General features: G+C 65.9%; 16 protein-coding genes and 2 pseudogenes. 3 read left to right on the forward strand and 15 right to left on the reverse strand.

Going from position 1 to position 20101, the window contains the following annotated elements; genetic code table 11:
- Window positions 1-1359 precede the first annotated feature (1359 nt).
- Window positions 1360-1862, forward strand: a pseudogene (locus tag ADL25_RS46435) (NUDIX hydrolase).
- Window positions 1863-2002: 140 nt separating this feature from the next.
- On the opposite strand, the gene ADL25_RS46440 reads toward ADL25_RS46435, so the two are convergent.
- The 4 genes from ADL25_RS46440 to ADL25_RS24220 form a co-directional block, all read right to left on the reverse strand.
- Window positions 2003-3073, reverse strand: coding sequence for a GNAT family N-acetyltransferase (locus ADL25_RS46440; RefSeq protein ID WP_079050551.1), 1071 nt, complete (start codon window positions 3071-3073; stop codon window positions 2003-2005).
- Between the two features lie 511 nt (window positions 3074-3584).
- Complete coding sequence (locus tag ADL25_RS24210) at window positions 3585-4157, reverse strand: hypothetical protein (RefSeq protein ID WP_059129981.1); 573 nt, start codon at window positions 4155-4157, stop codon at window positions 3585-3587.
- Between the two features lie 487 nt (window positions 4158-4644).
- Window positions 4645-5160 (reverse strand): VOC family protein, encoded by a 516-nt coding sequence (locus tag ADL25_RS24215; RefSeq protein ID WP_059129922.1) that lies wholly within the window; start codon window positions 5158-5160, stop codon window positions 4645-4647.
- Window positions 5161-5412: 252 nt separating this feature from the next.
- Window positions 5413-6546: a lactonase family protein gene (locus ADL25_RS24220; protein ID WP_059129982.1), complete on the reverse strand. Its 1134-nt coding sequence runs from the start codon at window positions 6544-6546 to the stop codon at window positions 5413-5415.
- A gap of 950 nt (window positions 6547-7496) precedes the next feature.
- On the opposite strand from ADL25_RS24220, the gene ADL25_RS46445 reads away from it, so the two are divergent.
- A protein-coding gene (locus ADL25_RS46445) for an IS5 family transposase (protein WP_107116692.1) occupies window positions 7497-8326 on the forward strand; the annotation gives its coding sequence in 2 pieces (ribosomal slippage) (window positions 7497-7839 and window positions 7839-8326; 831 coding nt in all).
- On the opposite strand, the gene ADL25_RS24240 is transcribed toward ADL25_RS46445, so the two are convergent.
- Window positions 8323-8667: a DUF2750 domain-containing protein gene (locus ADL25_RS24240; protein ID WP_059129984.1), complete on the reverse strand. Its 345-nt coding sequence runs from the start codon at window positions 8665-8667 to the stop codon at window positions 8323-8325. The two genes, ADL25_RS46445 and ADL25_RS24240, sit on opposite strands and share 4 nt — an antisense overlap.
- 121 nt (window positions 8668-8788) lie before the next feature.
- Here ADL25_RS24240 and ADL25_RS24245 point away from each other — a divergent pair, with 121 nt between their 5' ends.
- The gene (locus ADL25_RS24245; protein ID WP_059129924.1) at window positions 8789-9001 is read left to right on the forward strand and encodes a hypothetical protein; all 213 of its coding nucleotides are present in this window, start codon (window positions 8789-8791) and stop codon (window positions 8999-9001) included.
- A 771-nt stretch (window positions 9002-9772) separates the two neighbouring features.
- On the opposite strand, the pseudogene ADL25_RS49100 reads toward ADL25_RS24245, so the two are convergent.
- From ADL25_RS49100 to ADL25_RS24295, 10 genes and pseudogenes are all read right to left on the reverse strand, one after another.
- Window positions 9773-10470: pseudogene (locus ADL25_RS49100) on the reverse strand (LysR substrate-binding domain-containing protein).
- A gap of 430 nt (window positions 10471-10900) precedes the next feature.
- Window positions 10901-11776, reverse strand: a complete 876-nt coding sequence (locus tag ADL25_RS24255) for a hypothetical protein (RefSeq protein ID WP_159044989.1) — start codon at window positions 11774-11776, stop codon at window positions 10901-10903.
- 900 nt (window positions 11777-12676) lie between these two features.
- Window positions 12677-13744: an alkene reductase gene (locus tag ADL25_RS24265; protein ID WP_059129928.1), complete on the reverse strand. Its 1068-nt coding sequence runs from the start codon at window positions 13742-13744 to the stop codon at window positions 12677-12679.
- Window positions 13745-14386: 642 nt separating this feature from the next.
- On the reverse strand, window positions 14387-14545 hold the full coding sequence (locus ADL25_RS49105) for a hypothetical protein (RefSeq protein WP_159044990.1): 159 nt from the start codon (window positions 14543-14545) through the stop codon (window positions 14387-14389).
- A 373-nt stretch (window positions 14546-14918) separates the two neighbouring features.
- Window positions 14919-16160, reverse strand: coding sequence for an acyl-CoA dehydrogenase family protein (locus ADL25_RS24270; RefSeq protein ID WP_059129929.1), 1242 nt, complete (start codon window positions 16158-16160; stop codon window positions 14919-14921).
- Between the two features lie 80 nt (window positions 16161-16240).
- The gene (locus ADL25_RS24275) at window positions 16241-16891 is read right to left on the reverse strand and encodes a GAF domain-containing protein (protein WP_059129930.1); all 651 of its coding nucleotides are present in this window, start codon (window positions 16889-16891) and stop codon (window positions 16241-16243) included.
- The gene (locus ADL25_RS24280; protein ID WP_234381022.1) at window positions 16891-17451 is read right to left on the reverse strand and encodes a GTP-binding protein; all 561 of its coding nucleotides are present in this window, start codon (window positions 17449-17451) and stop codon (window positions 16891-16893) included. The genes ADL25_RS24275 and ADL25_RS24280 overlap by 1 nt, the downstream gene beginning before the upstream one ends.
- Before the next feature lie 61 nt (window positions 17452-17512).
- Window positions 17513-17872, reverse strand: coding sequence for a DUF742 domain-containing protein (locus tag ADL25_RS24285; protein ID WP_324614062.1), 360 nt, complete (start codon window positions 17870-17872; stop codon window positions 17513-17515).
- A gap of 56 nt (window positions 17873-17928) precedes the next feature.
- On the reverse strand, window positions 17929-18447 hold the full coding sequence (locus tag ADL25_RS24290; protein WP_234381023.1) for a roadblock/LC7 domain-containing protein: 519 nt from the start codon (window positions 18445-18447) through the stop codon (window positions 17929-17931).
- 72 nt (window positions 18448-18519) lie between these two features.
- Window positions 18520-19995: a sensor histidine kinase gene (locus ADL25_RS24295; RefSeq protein ID WP_234381024.1), complete on the reverse strand. Its 1476-nt coding sequence runs from the start codon at window positions 19993-19995 to the stop codon at window positions 18520-18522.
- Window positions 19996-20101 lie beyond the last annotated feature (106 nt).

Below are 20101 nucleotides of genomic sequence, written 5' to 3' on the forward strand. Positions count from 1 at the left end.
TGCGGCTCACCACCGAACGCACGCCGCAGTCCGCCAGCGAGAGCCTCCAGCTCACCACTTCGGCCGACGAAGGCCGAGCTGATCGATGCATACGCCACAATTGAGAATCCCATAGCGTGTTGAGCCGATCTGCCGCCCCGCACGGAATTCGATCTTCAGTAGATGCTCAGTAGATAACGTCCAGCCGGTCCGACGAACGCGCCTGTCCGGTCACAGAGATGCTCGAGACCGGCGTGCAGGAGATGGAACGGCGCCTGCAGGATCCTGCCGAGGAACACCCGCCGCTGGTCCTCCCCCCGCCACCTCCGAGGGCAGCGGGGACCGTTCTGCTTGCGCAGACCGACATCGAGCAGCCCCGGCCCCCTCGCGGGGGTGAGGTGGGCGGGGGCGTCAGGCGAGCCAGCTGGAGTCGGCCTGCCTCTCTTGCCAACCTCGGCTCTCCCGTGTCAGACCGTCTACCGCCGCACCAGCGGTGCAGCCGAGTGGGCACGAAGAAGCCCCAGCCGGTCCGGGGGAGGTACAGACTGGGGCCTCTCGTGCAGGGCGGCCGCTTCAGCACACCCTTAACCACCCTGCTGCCCTGGATCACGTGCCCACCGACACGCTGAGGACTCACCAGGACTGATCAATAGCGCCGGTCGGCCGGGACGTCTTACCCCCAGACGAAGATCTGCACGATCACGATTGAGCGAACCAGAGGCAAGCGCGTTTCAGTCGCCCAGTGCGTTCCACAACGTCCGCACCAACGCCGGGCCCGCCGGACGCTGCGGGACATCGTCGACACACTGCTCACAGCGCTGTGTGTGCTCCACCAGAGCCCGCATCGCGGCGCCCTGCGGCAGGGCCCGGGCCGGCCCGGTACAAGCCTGTCCCCGCTGTCATCAGATCGTGCGCTTAGCCTCCGCAGTGCAGATCGGCGCTTTGACCTGGGCCGATCTCACGGCAGAGCCTTCGACATTCTGCGGGATCTCGACGGGGAGGCCGGACGTTGCAGGCCGGGCCGCGTCGTCCCGCTCGACGGGGTCCATGTAGCTGCAAACGTAGACCGCCCCGCCTCTGGTCAGGACAGAGGCGGGGCGGGGCGGGAGCGGACGCGTAGACGCTCCCGCCGGATGCCCGTCAGCGGGTGTTGTCACCGCAAACGGGCTGTTTTCGGTGTGAGTTCGCCTGTGAAGAACCCACGCTGGTATGCGCCCGTCTCGATACGCCGCTTACATCGAGGCGTCCACCGCGACGATCACCTACACGAGATCTTCACATGTGGAGTCAGATCACATAGTGCGATAGACATCCCTCCGGGCATTCGGCCAAGCAACGATGGACGTGTGCCGTCCTAGCCTTCACAGCGATGCGCGGATCTTGGCCGTTGGACAGGGTCCGGCGGAAGGTGCGGGGACGAGTTTCCGGCTGGCGGCGTACGCAGTGTGCATCGAGGACGGGCGGGTGCTGCTCGCCCGTCACATACCACGAGAGGGTGAGAGTGACTGGACTCTCCCAGGCGGCAGGGTCGAGCACGGAGAGGATCCGTTCGATGCGGTGATCCGGGAAGTCGCCGAGTAGACCGGCAGTGCCGCGGTGGTCGATCGGCTACTGGGCGTGGACTCGACGGTGATTCCTGCGGCCGCGGCGCGTGCAGGAGTCAAGCATCAGAATGTCGGCATCCTCCACCGGGTCTGCGTCACCGGCGCCAACTCCGGCCCGAGCCGAACGGCAAAACCGCCGAGTCGGCCGGGACTCCGATCCCGTACGTTGCTTGCCTGCGCCGATCATCGCTGGTCGAAACCTGCCTCGCCCTGGCACGGACCCTTCTGGCGACCGGTCACGTCGCCCCCGTCCCCATCGGCGGCCTGATCCAGCACTGAGGCACCACCCACATCCACCTGCCGCCCTTGACCGTCAACGGGCTCCGCACGCAATCGACCGGACAGGATCGCCTCGGATGCGGGCGTGCAGATGCAGAGGATGACGATGGGCGAACAAAGGATCTTGATGCTGCCAGGTCTCAGGCAAGGATGCGGGTGAAGGACCAGTAGCCGACGTGCGAGACCATGCCCAGGCTCTGGTTGGTGCGAATGATCGCGATGTTGGAGTCGTCATTGTTCGTGATCACGGACTCGGTGCGTGCCTGGTGCGCGTGCAGCAGCGAAGCCCTCTTCACCGCCACGGCCACACCACGGCCGCGAAAGTCGGGGTCGGTCCCGGTGAAGCGTACGTACCAGCTCCGGTCCTCGGGAATCAGAATGCTCATCCCCATGCAACGATCTTCCTCGATGGACCGGGCCAGCAAATACACCGTGTTCCGCGGGAACTCCCGCAGTCGTTCCCGTACATCGACCGGCCGGTTACCGAAGGGCAGGGGCAGCCCGATCCGGCAGCGGGTGAAGCACTCTGTGATCAGCTCTTCGTCCAAGGCCATGTCGGCCGTACGGACCTGCACTCCGGCTCGGGCCGCGGCTTCAGCTGCACGGCTTGCCAGCAACTGCTCAGTGTCCGCGTCCGTAAAGACGTACCTGAAGCCCAGACTGTGGTGCGCCACCGTGAAGCCGTACCGCTCGGCGAAAGCCTTGCCGTGCGGCAGGTCGTCTCGGATCATGCAGGTCGCAGTAGCCCCCGTCAGTCGCCCCAGCTCGTCTTCGACCTGTGCGGCCAACGCCGAGCCGACTCCCTTCCCTCGGGCATCCGGGCTCACGGCAACGAGCGTGGTGACGGTTCCGGGGAAGACGGGGTCTTCGGCGATGTACGCCACGCCTGAGACAACGCCGGCATGTCCCGAAACGATGGCGAGTTGGGGGGCCGGGGTAGCGTCCGCCGCCAGGCGCGCACGAAGAACGGGCCGGATGTCGTGTGCGCTTGACGCGGCTAGCAGTTCGACGGCCTGGGGGATATCAGCTGTCTCCATGGCACGTATCTGGTGGTTCATATTCCGCACGACTGGATCGTATCTACAAGCGTTTCGGAGGTAGGCGTTGAGCACTGCAGGTGCCGGTAAGTTGTCCTCGCAGGTCACATCCTTGATCGCCGATCTCCCGCCATGCCAGTTGGCCGCTGCGGAACCTTCATGGGCGCGAGGCATCGGCAAGACGAAGGCAGTCGCGGCATGGGCATGCTCTTGATCGTTACGGTCGCGCTCTGGACCCCGTTCCGGTCTCCCCGGGGCGACACTGCGTTAGCTACTGGAACTCGACCTGCGAGGAAAGGTGCCCGGGCACTTCATAGCCTTCTGCCAGGACCCTAACCGGCTCAACGTGCAGCGTCAGGCTGTCTCGGCGCCTATGAATGAGGGGGACTGACGCAGGGTGGCTCAGGCCTGCTGCTCGAATAACCACTCCGCGAGTGGGCTCTCTTCGCTCGGCCGTCGCCGATGAGCGCTCGTCACGCTAGGTCTGGACTCCACCGAGGGGAGCTTCTCCGGGGACCTTTGGCAGTCGCTGAACGCCGCGGGGTAGCCCGAGTCCCAGGCTTCCCCTGCAGCGTCACCAGACCGTCGGGATGGGCCGCAGCCTGACCGGTGCGTGCTGCTGGCTTCCTGGCATCGATTTTCGTCGCCCTGCCAGGCAGCCGCGGATGGTTGGCGCGGATGTTCGTCAGGCGGCGAAGCCGACGTTGGTGACGTACTCGTACTGCCCCCACTGTGAGCCCAGGTCGATGATCTGGTCCACCCACGCGTCATCCAGGCCGCGGTCGTCGCCGGACGCCCACGCCTGAACGATACGGTCCCAGTGGCGGATGTTGAGCGTGCGGAACTCCACCACGCGCTGGCGCGGCCGGGCGACGTGCGACTGGTTGAGCGGATGGATCTCCACCCGGGTGCCGCGGCCCTCACGGTTCAGGCGAGCCAGAAGGTAGCGGGCTACGTTCTCCCGCCGCACCGTGCGATACGCCCGCTCGATCCGCTGAAGGTTCTGCCTCGAGGGCGACCGCTTGCCCTCCAGCCACACCTTCAGGGTGCGGTCGGTGACGGCCAGGCCCGCCTCGCGCGCGGCCGCACGAGCATGGTCGGTGCGGGTCAGGTAGTGCAAACGGGCCAGCAGACCACGGCGAACGGTGACGGGCGTGGCGATGTAGCCGGCGAGGGCATCCAGTTGACGAGCGACGGCCTCATGGCCCTTGATGCCACGGGCCCCGTAGAGGCCGAAGTGCTTGTTCCGCTCAGGCATCATCTCTTCCAGTCCGTGGAGATTGCGGATCACTCTACGGGCTCGGAACGGCCACCTCGTAACGCCGACACAACCGGCAGCCGACTGAGTGCGCGCGGGGATCCGGCGGTCTTCTCAACCCAGCACTCCCCCGGTTGCAACATGGGCGTCTTGGATCGGCGGGAGGACGCCGGCAGGAGCGAAGGCAGCCGCAGAGTGCTTCCGCGTGCTCCCCCGGTCACAGCAGGCAGGCCATGTTCGCCACCGCTGGATCAGACGGAACACACACCCTCCTGATGGCGACAGGGCCCGGACCCCGGTCGCTCGGTCCGCCTGGCTCAAGGGTCCCCACCGAGCGGGCGGAGATGCTGTAACGCCGCCCGGTACCAGGCCCAGCACGTGCTACAGGTGGCCGCCGCGCTCAAGGCCGGCCTCACTGCCTGACGCACTCCGTACAAACGGCTGCCCCCGCCGTAACCGGCCGGGGCAGCCGATTTCCCTGCTGCGCTCACAGCACCCGGTTGCCGTACATCTCACCGAGTGGATCGGCGATGAGTTCGATCCGGGCGCCGTCGGGATCCCGAAAGTACACCGAGACCCCGCTGTGCACCACGTGCTCCACGCCGGTCTGCTCAAGCCGGGCGACCAGTTCGCGCCAGCGCTCCGGCTCGACCGAGATCGCTACATGATGCAGGCCGCCCAGGACTTCGGCGTACGGGCCCACGTCGAGTCCTGGGAAGTCAAAGAAGGCGAGCAGGTTGCCGTTGCCGAGGTCGAAGAAGAAATGTGAGGACCCGGGATAGTCGCGGTTTTCGATCAGCTCCGTCAGTGGGAAGTCCAACACCCCCTGATAGAACTCGATGGTGCGCTCCACGTCGCTGCTGATCAGCGCCGTGTGATGCAGCCCGCATGCTGACGAGACGGGCCTTTCGCCACTCGGCCGTAGATGCCTCTCTCGGATACGGCGGCGCTCTGCCTCGATGGCCGGAAGGTCCGGCTGCACGCTGTCCTGTGTCTCCGTCATCGTTCTCCTCACCAAAGTGATGGGTGATGTACCCCCGGCGCCAGCATCGCGCCGGTCATCCGGGGGTGTCGCCTTGTTGCACACGACGCGCGACGATGGCTGAAGGGAGCCATCTTCCGAGAGTCGTGGTCCTTCAGCGTTCCGACCAGAACACTGGGATGAGACCCGGATCCCGTTCAGGCAGCTTGATGCGATACCGGGGCCTTGGGGGGTGCCTTGGTCGTGGCACCCCCCTTGGCTGTCGCTCTCATGTCACAGGGCGACGATGCCTTCGCCACCGATGGCACTGGGCACGATCACGGAGCCGACCTTGCTCAGTGAACCGTCGGTGTTCACGCGAAAGGCATCAACGCCGCCGGCCGCTCCGGTCTGGGCATACAGGAACTTGCTGTCGCTGGAGATGGACACGTCGACCGTGCCGGCGCCGGTTGCAGTCGTGCTCACCGAAGTGAGCGAACCATCGCGGCTTATCCGCAGGCCGGTCAGAGAACCGCTGCCAGCGTTCGCGGCATAGACGTGGTTACCCGTGGCGGCAATCCAGCACGTCGCCGCCTGCCCCGTAGCCTGGTTGTCGAGCTTGGTGAGCTGAGCGTTGCGACCGATCTCGTAGGTGGCAACGGAGTTTGGGCCTGCCTCGGTGACCACAAGCCGTCCCGCCTGATCGAACGCGAAACCGAACGGCACGGCTCCGGGGTCGGTAGTGACAACGGGCTTTGCCGCGATGCCCAGCGGCCCGACGGGGAAGACCTCGATGCTGTTACCGCCGGCCTTGGTGGTAACAATCAACTTGCTGCCGTCCGGAGTAAAGCCGACCTGTCCCGGCGTGTGGGTGAACTGCGGTGCCGCGGCAGGATCCAGACCCAGGTTCCGGTGCCAGGACGGCACCTTCACAAGGTGTCCGGCGATGTTCAGATAGCCCTGCACACTACCGCCGTTGAGAGCGTTGAGCACGTAGACAACGTTGCCGTGGACGGCAACGCTTACCGGGAAGTCACCTCCGGAGGAGATGACCTGGCGCCGTACGAGCTGGTCACCACGTACGGAGAAGACGGTGATGGTGTCGCTGCCCGCGTTGACTGCGTAGAGCAGCCGGCGCGTCCGGTCGTAAGTCAGGGAGCCTTGGGAAGCGAGGTTGTCCACCACGGCTCCTTCGAGCTTGCCTCCACGTCCGCCGGTGGCGTAGACACCCCGCTGAGTCAGAGCTCCGCTCGCCGTGCGGTCATACGACACGATCGTGTTGCCGTCTGCCGCGTCCGTTTGAACGAACACAGGCATGACAGCAGCCCCGTGGTCCCGCGGACTCGCCGATGCCGGGGCAACGAACAGCGTCATCGACGCCGCCGTGGCAACTGCCGTGGCGACCAACTTGCCGAGCCTCTTCTTCATTGGTGTGAACTCCTCGTCCTGGACGACCACTGTGCGGTCACCCGATTCCCTACGGGCCACCAACTGGCCTCGCACAGACATAGGTGGCGCCTGGCGAAGGTGTTCTTACTACGCCCTATAGGGCCGTCTCACTTTCGTAAGAAGTTCCGGACGAGTGGTCAACGCTGATGGCCAGGCTGACCTTGAGCACAACGGTCCCCAGCCACGTAGAGGCCATCGTCCGACAATGCCCGCACGACTCAAATCGGCTTCGGCGCGGCACAGGCGCGGCCTCAACAAGAGCACGCTCGTCGTCGCAGACGAGCGCATCAAGAAGGAGCCCGACTATGCCTCCGTCACCACGGATGTACTTCGTCTCCGACAACGACGCCGTGGTTCTCACCGCCGAGCTAAGGCCCGACTTCGCCCCTTGGTCACGGTCCACAAGCTCGATGTCGTCCAGGCTGTAGACCACCTCGCCAACTGGCAGTCATCGTCGGCGACGAGAAGCGTGCCAGCACCACCGAAGTACTGCACCGACTCAAAACCCGCGATGGCCGAGTACGGCGAGGAGCTGGGCACCCATATCCGCCACCCGTCGTTGGGTGGGTACACCGAAGGCTGGCCCTCTGAGGCGCAGGCCGACCACATCGCCGCGCTTGATCGGGTTCGGATACTGCGTGAGATCGACACCAAGCGACACATGCTCTCCATCCACATCTTGGAACCTGATCAAGCCTGCCCTGGATGCTCGGGCGGCATCACCCTCGCGGTCTGCCCTGTCGTCTGTCGATTCGCCCTGCGCTACCCAAACCGGCCGGCCGGGCCAGGTCGGCCTGCCCCTGCCCGGCCGCAGCAAGAAATGGCAGCGGTGGCTGCACGTATCCGACCCCTTGGGCCCTTAGAACTCCTAACGAAATGATCTTTGGGGTGGTTGGATCACTCCGGGACCGTTGATCCGGGGGTGTGAGGTGGCTCGGCCGAAGCCGTGGGAAGTCGACGACGAGTTGTGGGCGGTGATCGAGCCGCTGCTGCCCAAGGTCGAGCGTCGGACCAGGCATCCGGGACGCAAGCGGTATCCGGACCGGCTCGTGTTCCAGGGCATCCTGTTCGTGCTGCACACCGGGATCGCCTGGGAACACCTGCCGCAGGAACTCGGCTTCGGGTCGGGCATGACCTGCTGGCGCCGTCTGGCCGAGTGGACCGAGGCAGGGGTGTGGCCCCGGTTGCATGAAGTCCTCCTCACCAAGCTGCGTGGCGCGAACGCCCTGGACTTCTCCCGGGCAGCGGTCGACGGCTCCCACATCCGCGCGTAAAAGGGGGAGCCAAGACCGGACGAAGTCCTGTCGACCGGGGCAGGACGGGCAGCAAGCACCATCTGATCACCGATGCGACCGGCATCCCGCTCGCCGTCACCCTGACCGGCGGCAACCGCAACGACGTCACCCAGCTGATCCCACTCCTCCAAGCAGTGCCACCGGTGCGGGGCAGGCGCGGCCGGCCCCGGCGCCGCCCCGACGTGGTGCTGGGCGACCGCGGCTACGACCACGACAAGTACCGCCGACTCGTCCGGGACCTCGGCGTGAAGCCGTTGATCGCCCGCCGCGGCACCGAGCACGGCTCCGGCCTGGGCACCCAACGCTGGGTCGTGGAACGCGCGTTCGCCCATCTGCACTGGTTCCGCCGACTGCGGATCCGCTGGGAGATCCGCGACGACATCCATGAAGCCTTCCTCGCCCTCGGATGTGCACTCATCTGCTGGCGGCGACTGTGCGCTCTGGCGAGCGATGCCCTGGGCTAGTCAGCCGCCGCCAGTCGATTGAGAACTTCCAGGGGGGTGAAATCCCAGCCGACCAGGCGCGACCCGCTCCAGTTGATGCCGATCTTGAGTCCATCCCGGGCGTAATCGGGCAGTTCGCGATCGCGCCAGGTCTCCAACGGCATGGATTCAACGCGTAGCCCATGCCCCCAGATCTTCGCTGCCCTCTGGGCGCGGGCCGAGGTCGACCAGAAGGGAAGACTTCGCGTGTCGTCCGCGGAGAGGTGGGTCGGCATTCCGTCGTTATCCCGGACAAGCCAGACCACCCTGCTTTGGCGGACCTCTCGGAAGAATGCTGCCGCTTGCGAACCGCTCTGACTCATGACCACTGAGACTAGCGGTACCCGCCACTCATTTCGTTAGGGGTTCTTAGGAGGCAGGCGCTTCATCGTGCCTGGAGTAGTTCCGCGTGCGGTCGGCCGGACGTCAGGTCACGCTGGGTTTATGTCTGCTCGTGTTGTCGTCTATCCACCGTCCGAGAGCGGCGGCCGGCGAGTGACCGTGGACGGACAACACCTCGGCATTGTGTTCTCCCTGCACGACCTTGCCGTGTTCTTGGAGCGGGCCGGTCTGGAAGGCTGGGATGAGCTGGACGTCGTGGTGCACACGGAGCTGATCGAGTGGCGGGGCGGTGGCCCGGACGTATGGGAACGCTAGCTGTTGTCGACTGAGGTGAGTCGCGGTCGACACGGTTACCGCAAGGAGTGGCATCCGTATGCTCATGGGGCCACGGAGTCGCAGAACGTCCGCTCCGGCTACCTCACCGCCCACCAGACCGCCCGCTTCATTGACATCAGCCTCACTGACCTCCGCACCCTTGTTCATCGCCGCCAGCTGCAGTGGCGCCGGCAGCTCGAGGCGGCTCTGGCACGTCGGCGACGATGTCGACGCGTTCGCTGCCAAGCACGCGATGGTGACAATCGCTTGACGATAGGTTAGACGAAGTGTAACGATCTTGGTGTACAACTGTGCGCTCTACCGGCACGGAACGCAGGTAGCTCACCGGATACAGAGCGACCGAAGTCATTCTTGGTATGGATGCCGGTTCAACTCCGGTTCCGCATCCCCAGACGCACGGCGAAGCCCTAGCTATGTGGACGTGGCCGGGGCTTCGTCGTGTCTTACCGTCCGCTGCTGGCGATAGGCCGGAGAGGCCGCCCGGGAAGGAACGGGCTCACGGGTGTGGACGGCGGCCAGCCGGCGGATCCAGACGTCACAAGTTGGCGGTGTCCTGCGCCGGATCGAAACACCATCTCATCCCCGCTCGAAGTGCTGGCGGGCGCCCGGGTGCGGGGTGTATTTCGGGTCTGTGTCAGCCACTCCGTGGAGATTTCCCGTTCGAGATACCCCCCGGGTCGTTACGCCCGGCTGAGCTGCGAGTGATGACCGACCTGTTCGCCGCGCCCATCTGAGCGAACATTCCTACCCCTACTCGCCGCCTGATGGCGGTTCGTCCATGTCGTCTTTGTCGTCAGCGTGGGCCAGGAGGTGGTCGCGGAGTGCGCGGGCCGTGTCCGAGAGATCGCGGTCGCTAGTGAAGCAGGCGACCAGCCGTCGGTCCGCCCATGGTTCAGCCAGGGGGATAGCGGCCAGGATGCCGCTGGTGAGCCGGCGCCGCACGCTGTACCAGGGCAGGATGGCGATGCCGATTCCCCCGGCCACGGCGTGACAGGCCGCGTCGATGCTAGGCAGCCAGACGCGATACCTCGGCTGGATACCCAGCGGCTGGGCGTGTGTCTCCAGGTGCTCTTGCACGGCTCCCACACAGTCGGTGGAGGACTTGGCGTCGCCGGTCTCATCCGTGACCAGCACCACATCCTGACCTGCGAGTTCACGCATGACGAGACGGGCGATCTCCTCCCTGGCCCGGCCGTGGTCGAACTTCATGCGTGACAGCAAGTGCTGCAGTCGGTGCGGGCCTGGATGCCTCAGCGCCCGGGCCAACGTCCAGCAGTTGCGCGTGTCTACCTCTGCCAGCAGTCCGCTCATCATCTCCGCCGCCGTCGCGCGCGTTTCAGGCCGCGCGAAGCAATCCGCGATCACCTCCAGCGCTGCCCGAACACTCGGCCCCAGACTGCCTGGGCTATCGTGATCTCCACGGCCACCGCTTCTTGAAACGTCGTCACAAACGTTCATGATCTCGGTGGCCGTACCCGTACCCCCATCCGGCCCCGCGAGCTGCTGACCAGCGCAGACGCCGGAACTACAGCTGGCGTGTCGGAGGGGTGAGTCGGGCCGACGCGTGGGAGTTATGACCAGCAAGGACAGAAGCGTTGGTGTACGTCACCCCTGCCGCCAACTGCAGTGCGTACCGAGCCGAGATTTTGTGCTGCCGTCAACATCTTCCGCTGTCCTTTTGCTAGCGTCACAACTGCGGGGGCTCCTGCTCGACACAGCGTGCAGGAGCCTCCGCACCACAAACAGCCGACGGTCCTCTCCCTACGCTCTGGGAGCCGCCGACGCCTGAAGTGCGTCGCGGTCGCCTCCACCGACCGGCCTCAACGAGTGCCGCTCCTCCCAAGCTGGGGTGCCGCGAAGCAAGGAAGGTGCCTGCCATCACCCGCCCCTGAGGGTGCTGAGCAGATCAAGGAATTGCTGCACCCGGCGCCCGTAGAGCAAGGTGAGTACAAAAATCCCACAGGCGCCCATCACGTACGTATCGGCACCCGCAGGCAGATCAACGAAGGTGATGCCGACTGCTGCGCCCGCTATCAACAGCGCAGCGACCACCAACTTGAACGGCTCCCAGTCGCGTACCGGTCGGAGGGTGTCGTCGAGATCTTCTTCGTCGAGCAGGGCGCCTATCCGGCCCACGGCAATACGCTCGGAAACGGTCTGCACCATTGCGGCGAGTTGACCCAGCGCCGCCTCCCCATCACGGTCCACTCGAGCCTCGGCTCCTCGCAGGGCCGCTACCACAAGACCGGCATGCCGTTTGAGTTGGCGCCGCCGGTGCGACCTCACGGTGAGATGACCGGCAGTCCGGTGCAAGGCCAGAATCTCGGGTTCTACACGGCGAAGAGCACGTGCCATACGGCGCAGCGCACGGGGACGGCGGCGCCAACTGGCGCTCTTCGCCGCCAAACAGGCCGATATTGCCTTGGCACACAGGGCAACTGGCTCGCAGCGGCGGAACAACACGGTCTCGCGGACATACGACCACGGGCGCCCGAGTATGGTCGCCACCGTCCAGATAACTGGCCCCAGATAGAACGCGGTGGCCAGCGCGGCAAGGAACATGGCGAAGAAAACCGATACGGCAATCAAGCCAAGCGCATCCTTGAACTGGCCGTGCTGCGCTGCCGGCCACATGTCTGTGATCATGGCAGCAGCGGCGAGGTAGGTAGCCGGCACGTCTCCGTTCCACGTCTCCTGGATCAAAGTCGTCGTCCAATCCAGGAGTGGAATGCCGACGAGCACGACATACACCATCACAACGTTCTCGGTTGCACGTTGTGTCCGCAGTGCGATTCTGACTCTCGGCGAGGCTGCAGGAAGCCCGAGGACCTTCAGGTCACTGGCGAGCCTGGCTATCGCCTTGTCGCCGGCCCTCCGGGCTCTCCTGCGAAGCCGTTGGCGCAGATATCGGATCACAAAGTCAGAGCATGGCAGCCATGTACCCTGACGCGAGGGTCAAGTGCGCAAAGTGCTCGTCCTCCCGATCGCCCTGAAGAAGCACATCCTCATGGCCCGTACCACGATCTGCAGGTGTACCCAAGATCCGCCCGAGCGTCCTGCACGAAATGGTGTCGCAGTTCAACGCGATTCCGTAACTTGGCTTGTGCTTACCGGGCAAGGTCGGTCCAGGGCTTGAACGGGAGGACGCTGTGCGGTGCACGGCATCGGCCTGGAGGGCCTGTTCATGGATGTCAACTACACCCGCCAACGCATCTACGACCGCATCCAACTGGGCGTCAAGTGTGGTCGGTTCAAGAGCATCCGTCCCAGCGTCGACGTCGCCGCTATGGATGGATCACCCTGCTCGGGGTGTATCGCTTCACCCGAGCCGTAGGCAGGGCAATCCCGTGTGCCAGTCGGTGAACGTTGTCGGAAGGCCGTGTGGGAGAGCTGCATACTCGACTTGAAGCGGCGGCGACTGGCAACGGAGCGACAGCCACCGCACCAATCCCCGACTCTACTGAGGTCATACCGGCGCCGCGATCGGGAACGAGGTCGAGGTGTCCCCGATCACCGTGACCCCGGTCCTGGGCGCGGTCTGCCCCGTCTCGGACGCCGGTATGAAGAGTCCTATGCTCCACCGGGGCTCCCGGCCGCCGCAGGGGACCACGAGGGCCACGGCGCACTGTAGTGGCGTGCACCCCGGGTGCGAGGTCAGGCGGAGGTGGCCGTCGGGTAGTCGGTGTAGCCCTCCGCGCCGCCCCCGTAGAAGCTGTTGGGATCGGCCGTGTTGTACGGGCCCTCGGTCTTGATGCGGGCGATGAGGTCCGGGTTGGAAAGGAACGGCCGCGCGAAGGCCACGGCGTCCGCTACCCCGTCGTCGAAGACCTCGGTCACAGCCTTGTGCGGCGCGTCCACGTCGTACATGGGGTTGAGGACGAACGGCCCCGACCAGGCGGCGCGCATCTTGCGCGTCAGGTCACGGTCAGCCTTGGTCTCTCGCATGTGGACGTAGGCAAGCGGCAGGTCGGACAGGGCGTTCAGCAGCGTGGTGTACAGCTCGGCAGGGTTGTTCTCAACGATGTCCTGGTCATTGTTTCCGGGCGAGATGCGCAGGCCGACCCGGTCCGCGCCGATGGCCGCGGCCACGGCCTTGACGACCTCGGCGGGGAAGCGGACGCGGTTCTCGACACTGCCGCCCCAGCGGTCCGTGCGCAGGTTGACGTTGTCGGAGAGGAACTGCTGCAGGAGGTAGCCGTTGGCGCCGTGGATCTCCACGCCGTCGAAGCCGGCCTCGATGGCATTGCGGGCGGCGGTGGCGTGGTCCTCGATGGTCTGGAGTATCTCTTCCTCGGTGAGCTCTCGCGGGGCGATGTTGTCCACGGGGCCCTCTGTGGTGTAGCAGTGGCCGGGGGCCTTGACCGCGGAGGGGGCGACGGGCGTGAGCCCCGTCAGGAGGGAGTGGCCGATTCGGCCCGTGTGCATGAGCTGTGCGAAGATCGTGCCGCCCGCCGCATGGACGGCGTCGGTGATGGGCCGCCACGCGGCAACCTGCTCGGCGCTGTGAAGGCCCGGCGTTGAGATGTAGCCCTGTCCGACCGGGCTCGGCTGGATACCTTCGGTGATGATCAGTCCGGCGTCCGAACGCTGGGTGTAGTACTCGACCATGATGTCGGTGGCCAGCCCGTCCAGAGTGGCCCGGTTGCGCGTCATCGGGGCCATGAACACCCGGTTCGACGCCGTGGTGGCGCCGATAGTGATGGGTTCGAATGCGGTCGTCACGACTCTTCCTCTCGTCTCACCACTGTCCCCCTGTGATCTCGTGGTTTGGGGTACGGCGGCCTTGCAGTCTCCACGCCGGTCGGCGAGGTCACCCCTCTGACCACCAGCGCACCTTTTGCGTCGTCGGAGCCAGGGCTCTTACCAACGGCATCTCGTCCGAGCTGGTGGGTGATGGCGGGGCCGGCGCGGTGGTCTGCTGGAGGGCTGTGTTTCAGGCTGTGGTGGTGCCGGTCGGGGGCCAGTCCGGCGATGTCCCGGTCGGTGATGCGCAGTCCATCGCGTCGATGCGGTCAGCAGGCCAGTTTCTTCCAGCGTTGGTAGTCGGCGACGGCGTGTGCAACGGCGATGTGTCGGGACGAGTGCTGGTGGCAGGCTTGCCGGCAGGCTTCGTGGACTTCGGGTGGGCTGATCTTGTTCGCCTTCCCTGGTGGCGCGACCGGGCGGCCAGGGTGATCACGGCGAAGGCCAAAGAGGGCCGACGTCGAGGAGGACCTCGACGCCGGAGAAGCGCTGGAAGCGGGCGTTGATGACGTCGTTGCGTGCGGCGGTCGCGTCATGCTTCCGGCCATGTCGCCGGGTGTCAGTCCCCATGGCGTGCGTCGTTGATCATCGGCGATGACCGTGGTCGGCCTTCCTCGTGTTCTACTCCTTCTTGCCGACACGAACGCACGCCGCACGCCGCGGCCAGCGGACCTGGATCTCGGTGGTGTCCAGCCAGTGCTCGATCCCTTCGTCCTGGGCGTGGGCCAACACATCCTCCAGCGTCCGCAGCCGCAGGCCGAAACGGTCAGGACCACGCACCGACGCTCGGTCAAAGGGCGCGAATCTCCCCGATGTCCGGTCGGCTGCAATATGGTGCCACCTGGCCGAATATGCTGGATACCGAGCCCCTCGACCGCCTGTAGCGGCTCTTCATGGGGCCCGCTGGGACGCTGATGCGGCATGTCTGGGCATTCCGGGTGTCAAATATGGTCCAGTGCTGTTCTGCGGCGGACATCTCGGAATCTGATGCACTCGGAAGTGCATGGACGAAGTGTCCCCCCTGCAGACTGCTCAGGTGTGGCACTGGGCGGGATCTGCCTCGGCGTCAAGCCGGCCACGCACGGCGGGCCAGTGATGGCATCAGGGAACGCTCGCGCCAACCAGAGCCTGGAACAAGCCGTCTGGCCTAGGTTTATGCAGCCGTCGGCTCCTGGCGCGCACAGGCTGTTTCGGCGGCCAGTTGCTCCGACCAGTCGACAGGGGCTCCTTGCAGGGCGGCCTTGGCAAGGTGGATGCGCTGGAACTCACCGGTTCCGGCGGGTGGATAGGTGTGTTGGATGTCCCGCCACAGCCGCTGAAGGTGGTAATCGGCGTCCAGGGCTTGGGCTCCGTGTAGTTCCATGGCATCGCGTCCGGAGCGCACGGCCCACTGGTGTCCGAGGTATTTGGCGTTGATGAGGTCGGTGTCGCAGGGCAGGCCGTGGTCGAGGAGGTGTGCGGCCTGGTAGGTGAGAGTGCGGGCGGCTCGCAGGCGCGCTTCCATGTCTCCAATCCGGTCGCGGACGACGGCAAGGTCGGACAGGGTGCCGGTGTAGCGGGGACGGTGTTTGAGGTATCGGCTGGTGGTGTGCACGGTCGCCTCGTGTAAGCCGAGGCTGAGGGCGGCCAGGTTGGGTCTGCCATACAGGATGCTGCTGGACTGCGCTACCGCCAGGCCTTGGCCGACGTTGCCGAGCACGTTGCCGGCGGGGACGCGGACCCGGTCGAGGTCGAGTCGGCCGAAGGAGAATCCGTGCAGGCCGAGTCCGGGCCGGTGCGGTCGGACGGTCAATCCTTTGCGGTCGTGTTCGACGAGGAAGGCGGTCAGAGCCTGGGAGGTGCGTGTCTCGCTGGTGGCGGTGCGGGCGACGACGATGTGCAACCGGGCGAGGTGGCTGTTACCGACGTGGGTTTTACTGCCGGTGATCATCCAGGCTTCGCCGTTCCGTTCTGCGAGGGTTTCCATGCCGCCGATGTGGCCGCCCATGTCCGGTTCGGTGACGGCGATCGATGGCAGAACGGTGCCGACGGCGGCCTGGGGCAGCCACAGGTTTTTCTGTTCGTGACTGCCCCAGTGCACGAGCGCACCCACTGGTATGTGGCTGGCCTGGAGAATCGCCGCGACGGCCCCGGATACCGTGGCGATGCGGTGTATCAGGATTGTCTTGGCGACGTGACCGACTCCCAGTCCTCCATGGGCTGACGGAGCGGTGATCGTGAACCAACCGCGGGCGGCCATGAGTTGCGCGATCTTCCGTTCGATCTTCCGAGGTGTGGCCTCCATACGTGGCACGCGTGGTGCGACGTGTTCGGCGGCGAACGTGTCGACTTCCCGCCACAGCTGTTCGTGGACTGCGTTGAGGTAGGGATGGAGTGCGGCGGGCAGGGTGGGCATGATCGACTCCCTGATGGGGTGACCGGGCGGGTGCGGCCGGATGCGGGGCTGGACCTGACGGAGGCGTGGGCTGAGGCGGGTTACTGACATGTGTCTCGGGTGGTGATGGCCTGCATCGCGGTGTCGCGGATGTTGAGGACGATGTCCCTCAATCGGAGGGCGTCGTCGAGGGGTCGGGGGTCGGGGTCGATGACGCATACGGTGCCCACCGCAATGTCGTCGTGGATCAGGGGTGCGCCGAAGTAGGACTGGATGCCGACCGCGTCGACGACGTAGTTGCTGCTGAAGCGGTGGTAGGCGTGGACGTTGTGCAGTGGAAGGGCCTTTTTGCGGTTGACAACTTCGGGACACCAGCCGTGGTCGCGGTTCATGGTCCGGTCGACGGTGAGGTATCCGCTGTCGGCCGGTGGGTTATGCAGGCCGATGAACGTTTGTTCTTCCAGGAACAGGTTGACCATGCCGTACAGGAAGCCGGTGCGGTGGGCCATGTCGGTGGCGAGGTGGTCGAAGTACCGAGTGGGCTGGGTGGGGATACCCAAACGGTGGATCATTTCGATGCGTTGCGCCTGTTCGGCCAGGGCGTGTGCCTGCTCGCCGCTGACGGTGTCGTGGCCGGGGCGGACGACTCCAGACGGAAGAACGATTACGTCGTAATCGGTCCGCGATGGCAGTAATCGGGTGGCCGGGTCGGGTTGAGGCGACAGCGTGGTCGGGTGGGGGGTGTGGGTCATCAGGCGTCCTGGAGTGTGGTGTGGGCGGGGCGGGTTGAGGCTTGAGAGAGGGCCTGGTCGATGAGGGTGAGCAGCACGCCGGCGACGGAGGTGGTGACGCGGGCATCGCAGAACAGCACTGGAATGACCGCAGGGAGGTCGAGGGCGTCGCGGATGTCTGCTTCGGGATAGCGGTGGGCGCCGTCGAACTGGTTGACGGCGACGATGAACGGCAGCCCGATCCGTTCGAAGAAGGAGACGGCGGTAAAGCTGGCCTCGAGGCGACGGGTGTCGGCCAGGACGACCGCACCGATCGCTCCGTGCGACAGGTCGTACCAGAGGTCCACGAACCGGTCCTGGCCTGGTGTTCCGAATAGGAACAGCTCCAGGGGTAGGGGCATGTCCAGGCTGAAGCGGCCGAAGTCGAAGGCGACGGTCGTGGTGTCCTTCGCCTCCACCCCGTGCAGCTTGTCGGTAGGGGCGCTGGCCTGAGTCAGGTACTCCTCGGTGGTCAGCGGTTCGATCTCGCTGACGGCCCGCACCAAGGTGGTCTTGCCGACGCCGAACCCACCCGCGATCACGATCTTGAGGATCGCCGGCTTGTCCGTGTCCGCCTCCCGGCCACGGGAGAAGGGTGCAGGATCAGCCTGCCTGGGCGTAGGAAACGGCATCGGGCCACCGGGCCTTGAGTCCGGCACTGAGTGCCTCCAGCAGTTGTCGGGTCGGGTCAGCCGACGGGGCGGTGGTGGTGGCGGGCACCCGTAAGGCGTGTGCGTCCAGCAGATCGGAGATGAGAATGCGGACCACGCTCACCGGGCGTCCGAGGGTGCCGGCCAGTTCGGTGACCGAGCGGCGCCGCTGCTGGCACAGCGACACAATCCGCACGCATTCCTCGGGCAGTGCAGGCCCTGGCCTGCCCGGCCCCGTCTCGAGCACGCTGTCCAGACTCAGCGTGTAGCGGGGACGGGTGCGGCCGGCGGTCAGCGTGTAGTTGCGCACCACAGAGGATTCGTCACCCGCGGCATCGGCCGCTAAGAAGGCTTGTGGATGGCGGGAGTTCATCGGGCATCGTCGCTGGCGGCGGGATGGCGGACGGGGATCGTCATGTAAGGCGCGAACCGGTTGATCAGGCGTTCCATCTCGAAGCCGACCGTCCCGGCCTCGGCATCGGGCCGGGAGATCACCCCCAGCACGGTGTCAACCTCCTTCGGCCTCATGCCGAGGGTGGCCTCGAACGCGGCGCTTCGGCCGGCGCTCTGGAGGAAGAACAGGGCGTCGTCCCGTTCGAACAGGATCTGTTGTGTGGGCCGCTTCTTTCGGGTGGGGCCGGTGATGTTGTGGGCCAGAGACGCCAGGCCGCAGAAGGCGGCGGCCAGTTCGTCCGCCCAGTTTCGGTCCAGGCCGCTGTCGAGCAGCTTGAGGCCGTCGCGTGAGAGTAGTAGGGCGTGTGTGACGCCGGGAACTGTGGTGGCGAAATCACGCAGCAGCCAGGCCATGTCCGTCGTCGCGTCTTTCACTTGGGGGCCATTCGCGCTTGTGGTGCTGTCGGCCGGACGGTTCAGGTCAGGGGTGGTCATCGTGAATCTGCTCCATGGGTATGAAGGGCCAATCCGGCATCCCACGGCGGGGCCGGCCACATGGGTGCGGGGTCAGGGCTGTGGGGACGGCTGCGGCCCGTCACCTCCGGCTGCCTGCGGTCCGGACGTGCGGGCAGTTGTGGTGTTCTGGGTCCGCGCGGCCTGTCTGCCGCCGAGGAAGGCTGCCGCCAGGCCTGGTCTGGCAGCAGTCGCAGGGGTCTGAACCCGATCAGCACGGACCGCGATCTGGGACGGCGTGCGCCGCGGCAACGGCGGCGGCTCGGCATCCGGTCCGGCTTCGTAGACCGGCGTACTCGCTACGCCCGGCTGCGCCTGGGCATCGGGCGCATTTACAGGTGACGTCATCGGTGGTGGAGGATCGGGCGTGTACTGCACCTCCGTGGAGGTCGACGCTGTGCGGACTGCGGCGGGAGGCCGGATTGCGACCAGCTGGCGTTGCGGCAACACCACCAGCGCGGTCGTACCGCCCATCGGGTTTTCTCTGAGCATCATGCTCATGCCGTGACGCTGGGCGATCTTCGCAGCCGTAAGTAGCCCGATGTGCCCCTCGCGCACCTGAGCACTGACATCGACCGTGTCCGGATCGGTCAGCAGTGCATTCAGCCTGGCCCGCAGTCTGGCCGTCATCGGCATCGCGCGGTCCTCGACTTCGACCGCGAGTCCGGCGGCCACCCTCTCCGCCCGCACCTGCACCCTTGTGTCCGGGCCGGAGAACTCGATTCCGTTCTCGATGAGCTCGGCCAGCAGATGCGACAGGTCGGGGCCCACATGCCCAGGCAGACCGAGTTCGGTGCCGGCGGTGCCTGCCGAGACCCCCACACGTGAGTACTGCATGACCTCCGATACCGCGCCACGCAGCATCGTCGTCACCGTCATGGGCTTACGGCTGCTGCGCAACGACTCCCCGCCCAGTACGGCTTTGCTTTCCACCAGTCGCCGCATCCGGGTCACCAGATGATCGATCTCATAGATCTTGGCCAGCAATTGGGGATCGTCGGTGTGCATCTGCAGCTCGGTCAGCGCATCCAACGCCCGGTCCACCAGGGCGTGCTCCCGCCGGGAGAAATGACGCAGCATGCCCAGCAACACGGCGGCCTGCGACTCCTCGTGCACCCGCACCAGGGAGGCCGCAGCCTGCACCTGCAGTTCTTCCAGCAACCCCACTGCCCTGGCGGCCCCGCCCGCGTCCTGCGTCGGCCCGGGACCGTCAGGAATCGGCGGCCTTTGGCCCCGGCACAGCTCATCCGCCGTCCACAGCAGCAGCTTGTCGACTGCCATCACTGCGTCCGTGATCTTCTGTAACTCGGTGGCCCACTCCGCTTCCCGCTTCCGGTGCACCGCTGTCGCAGCCGCCTGGGCATGCCAGGCACCGACCAGGATCGACACGATCGTCCCGCAGGCCAGCACGCCCAACAGCCGTCCGGTCGAGAGCAACGGCTCGGCCAACGCCCAGGCGACCGCCGCACTCAGCATGACCGCAACTATCACCAGCGGAATGGCCACCGCCAGGCGAATCTGCTCCAGCACGAAGCGATCCGCCAGGATGCGGCGCCGCCTGCCACGGCGGCGCCGTAAGAGGGGATGGGAAGGGGGAACGCGGCCAAACATCAGATTCCTTCGCATAAATGATCAG

Source organism: Streptomyces sp. NRRL F-5122, assembly GCF_001507435.1.
Taxonomy (GTDB): Bacteria; Actinomycetota; Actinomycetes; order Streptomycetales; family Streptomycetaceae; genus Streptomyces; species Streptomyces lannensis.

Excerpts from the sequence above, each read along its gene's own strand:
- ADL25_RS24290 (WP_234381023.1), bottom strand. The coding sequence starts at position 18,447 with ATGACCACCCCTGACCTGAACCGTCCGGCCGACAGCACCACAAGCGCG.
- ADL25_RS24220 (WP_059129982.1), bottom strand. The coding sequence starts at position 6,546 with ATGAAGAAGAGGCTCGGCAAGTTGGTCGCCACGGCAGTTGCCACGGCG.
- ADL25_RS24245 (WP_059129924.1), top strand. The coding sequence starts at position 8,789 with ATGTCTGCTCGTGTTGTCGTCTATCCACCGTCCGAGAGCGGCGGCCGG.
- ADL25_RS24210 (WP_059129981.1), bottom strand. The coding sequence starts at position 4,157 with ATGCCTGAGCGGAACAAGCACTTCGGCCTCTACGGGGCCCGTGGCATC.
- ADL25_RS24240 (WP_059129984.1), bottom strand. The coding sequence starts at position 8,667 with ATGAGTCAGAGCGGTTCGCAAGCGGCAGCATTCTTCCGAGAGGTCCGC.
- ADL25_RS24270 (WP_059129929.1), bottom strand. The coding sequence starts at position 16,160 with ATGCCCACCCTGCCCGCCGCACTCCATCCCTACCTCAACGCAGTCCAC.
- ADL25_RS24215 (WP_059129922.1), bottom strand. The coding sequence starts at position 5,160 with ATGACGGAGACACAGGACAGCGTGCAGCCGGACCTTCCGGCCATCGAG.
- ADL25_RS24275 (WP_059129930.1), bottom strand. The coding sequence starts at position 16,891 with ATGACCCACACCCCCCACCCGACCACGCTGTCGCCTCAACCCGACCCG.
- ADL25_RS24255 (WP_159044989.1), bottom strand. The coding sequence starts at position 11,776 with ATGGTGTATGTCGTGCTCGTCGGCATTCCACTCCTGGATTGGACGACG.
- ADL25_RS46440 (WP_079050551.1), bottom strand. The coding sequence starts at position 3,073 with ATGCCTCGCGCCCATGAAGGTTCCGCAGCGGCCAACTGGCATGGCGGG.